The sequence below is a fragment of the Rhodothermales bacterium genome, from assembly GCA_034439735.1.
In the GTDB taxonomy this organism is placed as follows: domain Bacteria; phylum Bacteroidota; class Rhodothermia; order Rhodothermales; family JAHQVL01; genus JAWKNW01.
On record JAWXAX010000061.1, the window covers coordinates 13,439 to 26,619 of the forward strand.

General features: G+C 62.9%; 9 protein-coding genes. 7 read left to right on the forward strand and 2 right to left on the reverse strand.

What is annotated here, in order from left to right; all coding sequences use genetic code 11:
* Positions 1 to 11: 11 nt before the first annotated feature.
* Positions 12 to 2,108, reverse strand: coding sequence for a T9SS type A sorting domain-containing protein (locus tag SH809_04350; GenBank protein MDZ4698918.1), 2,097 nt, complete (start codon positions 2,106 to 2,108; stop codon positions 12 to 14).
* Positions 2,109 to 2,442: 334 nt separating this feature from the next.
* On the opposite strand from SH809_04350, the gene SH809_04355 reads away from it, so the two are divergent.
* The 4 genes from SH809_04355 to SH809_04370 all read left to right on the forward strand — a co-directional run bounded on the left by SH809_04355 (position 2,443) and on the right by SH809_04370 (position 6,512).
* Positions 2,443 to 4,347, forward strand: coding sequence for a CocE/NonD family hydrolase (locus tag SH809_04355; GenBank protein MDZ4698919.1), 1,905 nt, complete (start codon positions 2,443 to 2,445; stop codon positions 4,345 to 4,347).
* Positions 4,348 to 4,355: 8 nt separating this feature from the next.
* Positions 4,356 to 5,087: a hypothetical protein gene (locus SH809_04360; GenBank protein ID MDZ4698920.1), complete on the forward strand. Its 732-nt coding sequence runs from the start codon at positions 4,356 to 4,358 to the stop codon at positions 5,085 to 5,087.
* 106 nt (positions 5,088 to 5,193) lie between these two features.
* Entirely contained in the window at positions 5,194 to 6,210 is a 1,017-nt protein-coding gene (locus SH809_04365) for a xylose isomerase (protein ID MDZ4698921.1), read from the forward strand.
* Positions 6,165 to 6,512 (forward strand): hypothetical protein, encoded by a 348-nt coding sequence (locus tag SH809_04370; GenBank protein MDZ4698922.1) that lies wholly within the window; start codon positions 6,165 to 6,167, stop codon positions 6,510 to 6,512. Before SH809_04365 ends, SH809_04370 begins: the two co-directional genes overlap by 46 nt.
* Positions 6,513 to 6,652: 140 nt before the next feature.
* Here the strand turns inward: SH809_04370 and SH809_04375 are convergent, their stop codons facing one another.
* Complete coding sequence (locus SH809_04375; GenBank protein ID MDZ4698923.1) at positions 6,653 to 7,561, reverse strand: sugar phosphate isomerase/epimerase family protein; 909 nt, start codon at positions 7,559 to 7,561, stop codon at positions 6,653 to 6,655.
* 188 nt (positions 7,562 to 7,749) lie between these two features.
* On the opposite strand from SH809_04375, the gene SH809_04380 reads away from it, so the two are divergent.
* From SH809_04380 to SH809_04390, 3 genes are all read left to right on the forward strand, one after another.
* Positions 7,750 to 8,208 (forward strand): (2Fe-2S)-binding protein, encoded by a 459-nt coding sequence (locus SH809_04380; protein ID MDZ4698924.1) that lies wholly within the window; start codon positions 7,750 to 7,752, stop codon positions 8,206 to 8,208.
* Between the two features lie 29 nt (positions 8,209 to 8,237).
* The gene (locus tag SH809_04385) at positions 8,238 to 10,454 is read left to right on the forward strand and encodes a molybdopterin cofactor-binding domain-containing protein (GenBank protein MDZ4698925.1); all 2,217 of its coding nucleotides are present in this window, start codon (positions 8,238 to 8,240) and stop codon (positions 10,452 to 10,454) included.
* A gap of 469 nt (positions 10,455 to 10,923) precedes the next feature.
* Positions 10,924 to 13,113, forward strand: a complete 2,190-nt coding sequence (locus SH809_04390) for a protein kinase (protein ID MDZ4698926.1) — start codon at positions 10,924 to 10,926, stop codon at positions 13,111 to 13,113.
* Positions 13,114 to 13,181: the final 68 nt, after the last annotated feature.

Sequence of the window (13,181 nt, forward strand, 5' to 3'; positions counted from 1 at the left end):
GCATAACGTGCTCATCGCGCCACCGTCATCCCGCCGCTGAGGATGCGGGTATCGGCGCCCTGGCGGATCGTGAGGCGGTAGACATAGGCGCCGGCGGACAACTCGCCGCCCTGGATTTCGAGCTGGCGATTGGAGCCGGCCGGGACGGCGACTTCGGGCAGCGCCAGCGCGCGCCGGCCGAGTACGTCGAACACCTCAAGACGGACGTTCGCCGCCGTGGGGAGATCGAATACGACGGTAGTCGCGACGTCGAACGGGTTCGGGTAGTTGCCGTAGAGGGTGTACGACCCTGGCATCCCATCGCCATCCTCGATCGCGACGCCGCCGCTTTCCATGGGCTCGAAGACGGTGATACTTTCGCCGAGGTAGTTGGCCGTCCATATGGTGCCCGGGAACGGATCATCGTCGCCCTGCGCCACGAGGTCCAGCGGAACGCCGCCGATCGAAGGGAAGAGCACGGCCACGCCGCTGGCATCCCCCTCGATCACCTGGTCGCCGGCTTCGTTGAGCTTCGCGATGTACACATCGCCGTTCATCCCAACCGACAGGATCGCGCCCTGGAGCCCGCCGTCGAAGTTCGTGGCGGTGTACTCCGCGATGCCGTTGGTGGACGGGACGTAGTTGGCCAGCGCGCCGTCGCCTTCGCCGGAGTTGCGGAAGTCACACTCGGCCGCGTAGGCCGCGCTCTCGGGCACCGGCGGCCAGTCCGCCGGCAACGGGTTGTCGCCGGTCGTGCTGGTGCGGAAGACGCCGGTGACGTCGTCGTATGTATAGAGGCCGGCGCCCATCGGGTTGCCGCGCACGGGGTTCGGGTGGCCTCCGTAGTACCGGTGGCCGGGGTCTACCTCGCGGATGTAGTGGAGTCCGTTAAGGTTATTGACCTTGTTGTCGTTCCCCGCGGCGGCGTTGGAGCCCGGCTCGGACGGATCGTAGTCGTTGGTGCAGACGCCGGACTCGCCGGCCTGGGTGTATTCTTGCTCTCCCATGGGGATGCCTCCCCAGCCGGCGTTGGCGCCATTATCCACCGTATAAAAACGCCCTTCGCGGCCGGGCGTACGAGTCATGACGATGTCATACGGATTGCGGAAGCCCGTGGCGAAGAGCTGGACCGGCCCGTCGGGGATGACCTTCGCCTGGTTCAGACCATCGTTGCCGCCGAAGGGGTCGTTGACATCGATGCCGTCGTAGCCTTCGGCCGTGGGGTCGTCGATGCCGTTGACGTTGGGCCGGGTCGGGTCGTCGAGGGTGGGAAGATCGTAGACGTAGCTCGCGCCGGCGTCGTCCGTCAGGACCGGCATTGCCTCGAGCATCGTGAGGTCGATCGCCAGGATGGCGGCCGAAAGCGCGTATTCGTTCGTCCTGCCAAAATTCTCAGCCGGGGCGCCGGCGTTGGTGATGCCGCCTGTGGCGAGGTACAGGATATTCGTGGCCTCGTCGTAGACCATCCCGTTGGGCGCGTGCTGCTCCTCGGAGCGCGGCAGGCCGCGGACGAGATCGACCTTCACCCAGCTGTTGCCCTGTTTCGTGAGCCGGCTGATCACACCCGAGTTCGTGTCCAGATCTGTATCGTGCACGCCGCCGACGCCGCCCTGTCGGGGATCGCTCGAGGACACGTAGATGACCGGGATCGATGCCGTGCCCACGACCAGAACCCCCGTAGCCTGGCGCTGGGTATCCAGGTTCAACTGGAACGGGCCCTGAGCCACCGTGCTGTCGTTCGGCTCGCCGTCGTCATCGTGGTTCTGGGTGTCGAGTTTCACCTGGCGGAGCACCTCTTCAGCCGTCACCGTATAGGCCTGAGGGCCCATCCGCTCGATCGTGTAGGCCACAACGAGCCCATTTTCCTGGGCGACATAGAGCCGGCCGTCTGGCCCGAAGTTCAGCGCTGTCGGGTGGACCACCGCCTCGCCGGCGAGGTCGGTGCGCTCGAACGAATAATCGACGCCGGAGGCGGATAGATAGGTGTACCGATGGGGGCGGACATCGAGGTAGTCGGCCGGGATTGGGCCCAACCCCTGGGCGGATGCCTGGGGCGGGAGTAGCGCGAGGGAAAGGAGGAACACCATCCAGCCGAAGCCGGGATGAACACGAACAACAGGATTAGACATGATACAAACCCAAACAGTCTATAGGAAAACGCTCTGACTGTACCGGGGCCCATGCAAGGGATCCCTTACCGGTTCGATCCCACCTGCCGTACCCCGGGGGAGGCGCGGAGGGGCGGGCTTCAGAAGCGTCAAAAAAGAGGGGCGAGGGAGCGATGTGCGAACGACATCTGTGATGGACCGGAATATCGGAAACGAGGCGAGCGAAACCTGTAGGTTGCTCCTGTGGCTGAGTGCGGGGTAAATCCCTACGCACCCCCGTCGCCTGGCCTCGTGCACCATTGCGCCGGCGCGAGTATATTCCACCCAGATCCTACCATCCAGCCCGATTTGTTCGATGAATCCCACCTTCCGCCGCGCCGCGACCCTCATCCCGCTCCTTCTCACCCTCGCCTTCGCCGGCTGCGACGCCCCCGAACCGCCAGCGGAAGGCCCGTACGTCATCTCCGACCACTACACAAAACACGAATACCGCATCCCCATGCGCGACGGCGTGCACCTCTACACGGCCGTCTACCTCCCGAAGGCGGTGGATGAAGCTCTACCATTCCTGGTCCATCGAACCCCCTACAGCTCAGGCCCGTACGGCCCCGACGCCTTCCCGGATCAGCTGGGCCCGGCTGGCTCCGCCCGCTTCATGGATGAGGGATTCATCTTCGTCAACCAGGACGTCCGCGGCCGGTTTATGTCCGAGGGGAGCTTTGTCAACATGACGCCGGCCTGCCCCAGCGGTGCGCCGGCTGGGTGCATGGACGAAAGCACGGACATGTATGACACCGTCGAGTGGCTCCTCGCCAACGTCCAACCCAATAACGGCCGCGTTGGGATCCTGGGGATCTCCTACCCCGGCTTCTACGCCGCCGCCAGCATCGTCAACTCCCATCCCGCCATCCGCGCCGCCTCGCCGCAAGCCCCGATCGCTGACTGGTTCATCGGGGACGACTTCCACCACAACGGGGCGTTTTACCTGCAGGACGGCTTCAACTTCTTCAGACGATTCGAACACCCGGAGCCCAACCCGACGGCCGCTCGCATGGATCCTTTTGAATACCCTGTCGACGACGCCTACACGTTTTTCCTCGACCTCGGCGCGCTGCCCAACGCGAACAAACGCTACTTCAACCACCAGATCGCGTACTGGGACTCGATGATGACGCATGGCACATACGACGCCTTCTGGCAGCAGAGCAACATCCTCCCCTTTCTGAACAACGTTACCGCCAGCGTCATGACTGTCGCGGGGCTGTACGATGCCGAGGACCCCTACGGCCCCATCGGCATCTATAAGAGCATCGAGGAGCGCAACCCGGACGCGACAAACACGCTCGTGCTCGGCCCCTGGTTTCACGGCGGATGGGTACGCTCCACCGGCGACGCCCTGGGCAATGTGTCTTTCGAAGAACAGACGGCGATCTTCTACCAGGATGAAATCGACCTGCCCTTCTTCACCTTCCACCTCAAGGACAAGGGCGCCATCGACCTGCCCGAGGCCCTGGCATTCGCCAGCGGCTCGAATGACTGGCACCGGCTGCCGGCCTGGCCGCCGCCCGACATGACGACGCGCTCGATCTATTTTCACGCCGACGGCCGACTAAGCTTCGATCCACCGCCAGCCGATGGCGCGGACAGCTATGCCAGCGACCCGGCCAACCCGGTGCCTTACACCCAGGAGAAAACGACGAGCCGCTCGCGCGAATATATGGTGGAAGATCAGCGCTTCGTCGCCGGCCGGCCGGACGTGCTCGTCTACCAGACCGAGCCGCTGACCGAAGACATCACCTTTGCCGGCCCGGTCGCCACGACGCTCCATATCTCCACCACGGGGACAGACGCCGACTTCATCGTGAAATTGATCGATGTGTTTCCGGACGATACGCCCGAGCACCTGGAGCCGGCCGATAAATACCTGGACGTCCCGATGGCCGGCTACCAGATGATGGTCCGCGGCGAGGTCTTCCGCGCCAAATTCCGGAACAGCTTCGAAACGCCCGAGCCGCTCACCCCCGGCGCCATGGAAACGATCCGCTTCGCCGCGCCCGATATTTTCCACACCTTCAAGGCCGGACACCGGATCATGGTGCAGATCCAGAGCACCTGGTTTCCGCTCGTCGACCGCAATCCGCAGCAGTTCATGGACATCTACAGTGCCGACGACGCGGATTTCCTGCCGGCGACGCACACCGTCCACCGCTCGGCCACGCACCCCTCCCGCCTTGAAATCGGGCAATTTATCGCCCAATAACCCGTCCCATGCGTCACACGCTCCCGATACCGATCGGCCTCCTGTTGGGCGCCCTCTTGCTGACGGCGGCGCCAGCACTCGGCCAGGAGGCTCTGATCCCGCCCCTGCCGCCGCGTACGTTCGCGGTGGACGGGCTCGATGACGGCATCGTGCTCGGATGGACCACCCACCCCGGCCAACCGGACCCCGACGCGTGGGAGGTCTACCGCACCGTCCACTTCGCCGACAACCTGCCTTATACCCTCCTCCACACCCTGCCCGGAAGTGCACGCGCCGTGACGGATACGGCGTACGTGATGAACACCGGCTACTACTACTACCTCGTCGCGGTCGGAGGCCCGATGCCTGTGGACCCGACAGGGCTACACGGCACCCCCGACGGACGCCCGCTGCGCAGCGCCCGCTATGCCGCACAGACAGACATCCTCACGGCGGTCGGCTTCCGGCCCGGGCTCGACAGTGATGACCTTATCGTAAGCGGCCCCAACCCCTTCTCGTCCGAGATCCAGCTACGCTACATCGCCAACGGCCCCGCACTCATCCGGCTGAGTGTCTTTAACACCCTCGGCCAGGAAGTGGCGGTGTTGGTTGATGACTTTATCGGGCTGTTCGCCTCCCGGGAAGTGCGATGGGCCGGCGTGGATCACAGCGGCCGGCGGCTCCCGAGCGGCATCTATTTCGCCCAGCTCGCGGTGGGTGCCCGCCCTCCGCAGTCCGTCTCGATGGCCCTCGTTCGGTGATCTTCTGGGGAAGAGTTTCCCCGGGGCGGTGCGCGAATAGGTAGCGCTTCCTATCTTCCAGCACCTGATCCAACCGCCCATACATCGCTCCAACCACACGCCGCCCATGGCTCGCGCAACAGACTACTTCAACGGCATCGGCGCCATCCCTTTCGAAGGACTCGACTCCCACGATCCCCTCGCCTTCCGCTACTACGACCCGGCCCGAGTCGTCGCCGGCAAAACGCTGCGAGAGCACTTCAAATTCGCCTGCGCCTACTGGCACTCGTTCTGTAACGTCGGCGCGGACCCCTTCGGGCCAGGCACCCACCACTTCGCGTGGGACACGGGCAACGACCCGATCGACCGCGCGAAGCGTAAGATGGACGCGGCGTTCGAGTTCATGACAAAACTCGGGCTCGAATACTTCTGCTTCCATGACTACGACCTGGTCGACGAGGGTGCGACCCTCGCGGAGTCCGAGCGACGCCTGCAGGCCATCACGGACCACGCACTCGGCCACATGAAGGCTACGGGCATCAAGGTCCTCTGGGGCACCGCCAACCTGTTCGGCAACCCCCGCTACATGAACGGGGCCGCGACGAATCCGGATTTCAACGTCCTCGCCTTCGCCGGCGCCCAACTCAAGCAGGCTATCGACGCCACCATCAAACTCGGCGGCGAAAACTACGTGTTCTGGGGGGGCCGAGAGGGGTATATGACGCTCCTGAATACGGATATGCGCCGCGAACAGGATCACCTCGCCCGCATCCTCCACCTTTCCCGCGACTACGCGCGAGCCCAGGGCTTTAAGGGATCGTTTTTTATCGAACCTAAACCCTGCGAGCCCACGAAGCACCAGTACGACTACGACGCCGCGACGGTGGTCGCCTTCCTGAAGACCTACGACCTGGACCGCGACTTCAAGCTCAATGTCGAGGTCAACCACGCCACCCTCGCCGGACACACCTTCCAGCACGAACTCCAGGTCGCCGCCGACGCCGGCCTCCTCGGCAGTATCGACGCCAACCGGGGCGACTACCAGAAGGCTGGGACACCGACCAGTTTCCGAACAACCTCAACGAACTCACCGAGGCGATGCTGGTCATCCTGCGCGCCGGCGGCCTCCAGGGCGGCGGCGTGAACTTCGACGCCAAAATCCGGCGAAACTCCACCGATCCCGCCGATATCTTCCACGCCCACGTCGGCGGGATGGACACCTTCGCCCGCGCCCTCATCACCGCCGCGGCGCTCATCGAAAAATCCCCCCTCGAACAGATGCGCCGCACACGCTACGCCTCGTTCGACGCTGGCAACGGGAAGGCCTTCGAAGACGGCAAGCTCTCTCTGGCCGACCTCCACGCACTCGCCTCAACAGCCGGCGAACCCGCCACCACCAGCGGCCAGCAGGAGCTGTACGAGAATGTGGTGAATAGGGGGGTTTAGTTGGCAGGTTGCAGGTTGGCAGGTTTTTCAATGGTTGACGGCTGCCAACCTGCAACCTACTTCGTCGTAATCAGCACCACCCCGCTCGAACTGTGTGCCAGTACATTAATCTGGCGATGTGACATCCGCGTAACGTGTAGTCACGTGTCCAGCACCCCCACACGTTCCATGGCGCGGCGGAGCGTCTTCGCCGACACGTCCACCAGCCAGCTGTAGAACTCGTCTGACAATACACCGCTTGCGTGGTCTTCGATGAACTTGAGCTGCTCGGGCGTCAGTTCAGCTTCCGCGCCGGCTTTTGCATTTTTGTAGGGATTAGCCGGCGTACGGTCCAGCGGAGCCACAAATTCCACGGTCAGTGCATCGTTGTAGCCGGCGGCCTTGAGGGTGGTCAGAAGCCGTACCCAGTCGTAATCCCCCTGCCCCGGCGCCATCCGATTGTTGTCGGCCACATGGAATGCCCGCAACCGTGGGGCGGAATTGAGGATGGCCTGGTGGAGATCGGCTTCTTCGATGTTGATGTGGAAGGCATCCAGGCAGATCCCACAGTTCGGGCCGACGGCTTCGGCCAGCATCAGGGCCTGGTCGTGCCGGTTGAGGAAGTTGGTCTCGAATCGGTTGAGCGGCTCGATCCCGATCACCACGCCGGCTGGTTCGCTGTGGGCGTAGATCTCGCGCAGTCCCTCCACAGCCCAGCCCCACTCTTCCTCCTCGCTCGCCATCGCGTTCACTTTGCCCACTTGCGACGGTACGATGGTCATCTCCCGCCCCTCCAGCTCCTTCACCATCGTTATGCAGTCCTTGAGGTACTGCACCGTGTTGGCGCGCACGCCGGCGTCCGCATGGATGAGGTCGCGCCCGGCGAACATGAGCGACACCGAGCCAAAGCAAAACAACCCGTTGTCTTTCAACAGCTTACGGACTTCCTTCGTGTTGTACTTCGAGGGCTCGCCTTCGATTTCGATGCTGTGATACCCGCATTTCGCGAGCCGGCGGATGGTCACGTCGATCGGCTCGGCGCGCATCCAGTTGTGCATGGAGAGGAACATAGATGGTTGCAGGTTTGCAGGTTGGCAGGCTTGTCCTGAGAGACGACGGCGCAAGCCGGCGGAATGGAAAGTATTCGATCGCGGATAAAAATCTATCATTAACGCCTTTCTTTCGTGCCAATGGTAGAACATTATATGAGGATGCCCTATTTTGGGCCATCCAGTCTCAATCAGCCGACCCTTTCGCCATGGCAAACTACACCCTCGACGTCAACGGAAAACAGCACCAGGTGGATGTCGAATCGGACACGCCGCTCCTCTGGGTCCTGCGGGACCATCTGAATCTGACGGGCACCAAGTTCGGCTGCGGGGTCGCGCAGTGCGGAGCGTGCACGGTGCATCTGGACGGCGCGGCCGTACGCTCGTGCTCTACGCCCATCTCCACCGTGGGAGACATGGCGGTGACGACCATCGAGGGCTTGTCGGACGACGGCTCGCACCCGGTGCAACAGGCCTGGATGGAGCACGATGTGCCCCAGTGCGGCTACTGCCAGGCCGGTCAGATCATGACGGCCGTCGCTTTCCTGAAATCCAACCCGGCCCCGACCGACGATGCGATCGAGCAGGCGATGAACGGAAATCTGTGCCGCTGCGGCACCTACCTCCGCATTCGCGCCGCCGTCAAAACGGCGTCGTCCCACCTCTGATCCGCCCTTCGCCCCATCTCCAAGCTACCATGAGCCAGCCTGCCATGAACACGACGATCAACCGCCGCTCCTTCCTGAAAGCCTCCGCCCTCACCGGCGGCGGCCTGATGATTGGCTTCAACTGGTTCGCCGGCTGCCAGCCGGCCATCGATCCGCTTGCCCCCGTCGGGGACTGGAGCGAGATCAACGCCTTCCTCAAAATCGCCGAAAACGGGATCGTGACGATCATGTCGCCGAACCCTGAGATCGGGCAGAATGTGAAGACGTCGATGCCGATGATCGTGGCCGAGGAGCTGGATGTCGACTGGAAACACGTGATCGTCGAACAGGCCGGGCTCGACACGGTCAAATTTTCTCGCCAGCTCGCCGGCGGTAGCGATTCGATCCGCCAGAGCTGGGCCGGCCTCCGCAAGGCCGGCGCCACGGCCCGCCACATGCTCGTCGACGCCGCCGCCCAGCGCCTCGAGGTGCCGGCGTCGGAGCTGACGACAAGCGCGGGGGTCATCACCCACGCCGGGAGCAAGCGATCGGTCGGCTATGGCGAAGTGGCCAGCGCCGCCGCCCTGCTACCGGTGCCGGAGAACCCGACGCTCAAGGAGGCGAAAGACTTTACCATCGTCGGCACCAGCCGCAAGAATGTCGACGCCCCCAAAATTGTCCAGGGCGAGCCGCTCTACGGTATGGATTTTAAACGGGACGGGATGCTCATCGCCATGATCGAGCACCCGCCGGCGTTTGGGATGACGGTGAAGTCGGTCGACGCCACGGCGGCGAAAGCGATGCCGGGGATTGTCGATGTGATCACGGTCAACACGCGTCCCGATGGATTCCAGGCCCAGTGGATGGACGTGACGGCGTTTCCGGAGCTGGTGGTCGTCCTCGGCCGCTCGACCTGGGAGGTGATGAAGGCCAAAAAGGCCCTGACGATTGAGTGGGAGACGACGTCCAGGCTGGAGAACAGCGCCGAACAGAGCGCCAGCCTCGCCGGCCTGCTCACCGGCCGCACCGCCGAAGTCGCCCGCCGTGACGGCAACCCGGAGGCGGCGTTCCGGAATGCGGCGAAGGTGATCGACCGGACGTATAGCGCCCCGTTCCTCGCCCACAACACGATGGAGCCGATGAACTTCTTCGCGCACGTCACGGCGGACCGCGCGGAGCTGATCGGGCCGATCCAGACGCCGGAGGCGCTCCGCAAGTCGGTCTCGCAACTGCTGTCGATGCCCGAGGAAAACATCACCATCGCGCTTACCCGCATGGGCGGGGGCTTCGGCCGGCGCCTCTATGGCAACTTCGGGATGGAGGCCGCGGCGATTTCAAAAGTAGCCGGCGCCCCCATCAAGCTGATCTACAGCCGCGAGGACGACATGACGCAGGGCACCTACCGGCCGGCGTACCAGGTCCGCTACCGCGCCGCGCTCGACGCCAACAACAACCTGATCGCCTTCCACGTCCGTGGCGCCGGCATCAGCGAAAGCCCGGTGTTCGCCAACCGCTTCCCGGCCGGGACCGTGGATAACTACCTGGCGGAGAACGTCGTTTTGGAATCGAATGTGTCGACGGGCGCCTGGCGCGCGCCGCGCTCCAACTTCATCGCCGGCGCCGAACAGGCGTTTATCGACGAGGTGGCTGAGGCCGCGGGTAAAGACCCCATCGCCTTCCGCCTCGAACTGTTCGACCGGGCGATGACCAACCCGGTGGGCACGGATAACGACTACGACCCGGCCCGCATGGCCGGCGTGCTCAAGCTTGCGCGCGACAAATCGGGCTGGGACGCGACACCCGCCGGCGTCGCCCGCGGCGTGTCGGTCTACTACTGCCATAACTCATACGTGGCGCAGGTGCTGGACCTCACGATGAACGGCAACCAGCCGATCGTGGACAAAGTGTGGTGCGCGGTCGACTGCGGCATCGTCGTCAACCCGGACGCGGCGCTCAACCAGATCGAAGGCGGCATCGTGGACGGCATCGGGCACGCCATGTACGGCGCCATCACGATCGCAGACGGCCGGCCGGAGCAGCGCAACTTCGACACCTACAGCCTCATCCGCAACACACAGGCCCCAAAAGCCGTCGAGGCTTTCTTCGTGGACAACGGCATCGACCCGACCGGTCTCGGCGAACCCTCGCTGCCGCCGGTCTCGGGCGCCCTGGCGAACGCCATCGCGAAGGCTACCGGCAAGCGACTGTACAGCCAGCCGTTCGCTCCGGCGCTGGAGGGGTTGGAGCTACCGAGTGCGGTGGGGTGAGATCATAAAAATGCCGATGACCTGCAACAGTGATTTATTCACTGACGCCGTAGAGAAGCCCCGGTGGGCCGTCTCTGAACGACCAGGATTAGCACAAGTGCTGCGGTTAAACCTTGTGCAGAAGACGCCCCACCGGGGCGTCTCTACAGAATCTGTCATTGGCAGCCTCGCAAGCATCTGTCCCGATGGTGCCCCCTCCGTGTAGGGCTGGCCCTTGCAAAAATGAGAGGGGGTTCATATCTAATGACGTCAGCTTCCGCCTTTTTGAGATGCTCCCCGCATCTTATTTGGCGATCACATGTCGGTTGTTGATCCGCTTTTTCGCCTGTGAAGTAAGGGGGGCGTTTACTTATCCAGAACGAACAGGGCCTCCATAGACCTGTTCGTTATCCTGTATCCCTACCCCGTACCGATTGCCACCAGGCCGGCTCCCCTCGACGGTCTGGTATAACACCCCATCGTCTTGGAATTGATCGGTTCATCGCGACTCCACTACGACATCATCGAGAAGCTCGGTGAGGGCGGGATGGGTGTGGTGTATAAAGCGCATGACACGAAACTGAAACGGCATGTCGCCATCAAATTCATGCCCTGGCGGTATGCCACGATTCCCGACGTTCGGACGCGGTTTCGGATCGAAGCCCAGGCGGCAGCCACGCTGAATCATCCGAATATCGCTACGATTTATGCCATCGAAGAATTGACCAGCCCGGACGGGGTGGATGAGATTTTCTTCGTGATGGAGTATATCGACGGCATGGAGTTAAAACGGCGCATCCAGTCGAGCGAGATCCCCCTCGTCGAGACGGTTGATATTGCCTTACAGATCGCTGAGGGATTGAGTGTGGCGCATGAACACGGCATCACACACAGGGACATCAAGCCGGCCAACATCATGCTCACCCCGAAGGGCCGGATCAAGCTGATGGACTTCGGCCTCGCGAAAATAGGGCCCGGCATTCAACTGACTCAAAACAATACGACGCTTGGCACGCTCGCGTACATGTCGCCGGAGCAGGCGCGGGCCGAATCGGTAGACTATCGCAGCGATATCTGGTCGTTTGGGGTCGTCCTGTATGAGATGCTCGCCGGCACGCTACCCTTTGCCGACTATCGCGAGCATGCGCTCATCTATGCGATCATCCATCATTCGCATACGCCGCTCACGACGCAACGCCCGGAGCTCCCCGCTTCGTTGGCAGCGCTCGTAGAACGCGCCATGCAGAAGGATCCCAACGATCGCTTTCAGGGCATGGACGCGATGATCCTGGAACTGAAGCGCATCCGAAAAGAATTGCGGTTCGGGGCGGGCGGCCTGGACGATGGCGACACACAGCTGGTTCAGCCGACCTTGCCGGTGGCGATACTGCCCGGCCCTTCGCCGGTCGTCCCCGAGGAGTCTATCGAGATAGCACCAGCGGCGCCCGAACCTGTACGCCCCCGGCGTGCGCTTCAGGGGCTCGCCATCGCCCTGATCGTCCTGGTCGTAGCGGTCGGTTCTTTTTACGGGCTGCAGAGCGAACCGGCTGACGAGGCAGCCTCCAACGCTCCCGGGGTCATGCCATCCCCCGGCGAAGCAACACCCGACGAACCAGAACTCCGCGAACAGGCATCCGATGAACCGTCACCCGATGAACAGGTATCCGGCGGCCTGACCTCAAGCGAGCCGCTTACGAATGCTTCGCCAGATACTCATGTGGATAATCCAGTCCCCGGTGAGAGCCCGGCTACCGGAGGCGATACGGAGTCCCTAGTAGCCGGGGCCGACCCCGCTACCAGACCCTCAACCGAGCCGCCATCAGCCCCGGTGCAGGCGCCGACACCCACCGACACCCCTCCCGCAGCGGAACCAAACGCCCTGCTCGAGGCCGGCAAGAACCAGGCGACCGCGGCCAGGGCAGCGATGCAACGCGTGTTGGACACGCTGCCGGCGGACGAGACGCTCCTCGGCTCAATCGACGCGTATGGTTCCGCGAGAGAAGCGCAGCGACTCGGCGAGACCGCTTTCGAACAGGCGAGGTACGACGTGGCGCTCGCGCAATTCAGTCAGGCAGAAACGGGGTATCGAACAGCGCTGACGGAAGCACTCGTTACGGAAGAAGCGCGTGTTAACGAGACGCGTCGGGCGCTCGCTCAACTCATGGCCCGAGTCACGGTAACGTCTCCCGAGCCGGCATCCTACACCAAGGCGCTTGCTAAAGAGGCCGAAGGAAATCGAGCCTTTCAGGCAGGGGATTATGCCCTCGCCAATCAGCTCCTTCTCGAAGGCGTGGAGCTCCTCCAGCAACTGGATGCCGAACACACCCGCGAAGCGGAAGAAAAACGACATCTCGAGACACTCATCGATGAGGCCAAACAGCACCTCACGTCCGCTTTCCTGGATGAAAATTTTAGTCAATTTAGTTCGGCGGTGGCGCTGTCAGCATCCGAACAAAGGACTTGGACCAGCATCTTCGCTTCGTTTAAGAACTTCCAGTTCACGATTACGCGTGAATCCCTCCAGAACGTGGACCCCGACACGTACATCTACGAGTGCGGCGCTTCATTCACCTACACAAACAATAAAAACGAGAAAAAAACTACCGCTTTATCGTTCCAACAAACGCTCACACGGGAAGCCACCCGGTGGACGTCCTCCAAGTTCAGTTTCCCCCGCTAGCACCACGCCAACCACCCACTCGGTTTACCGCGCCGACCTGCTCCGCCCATAGGCTACCGCCCACCGAA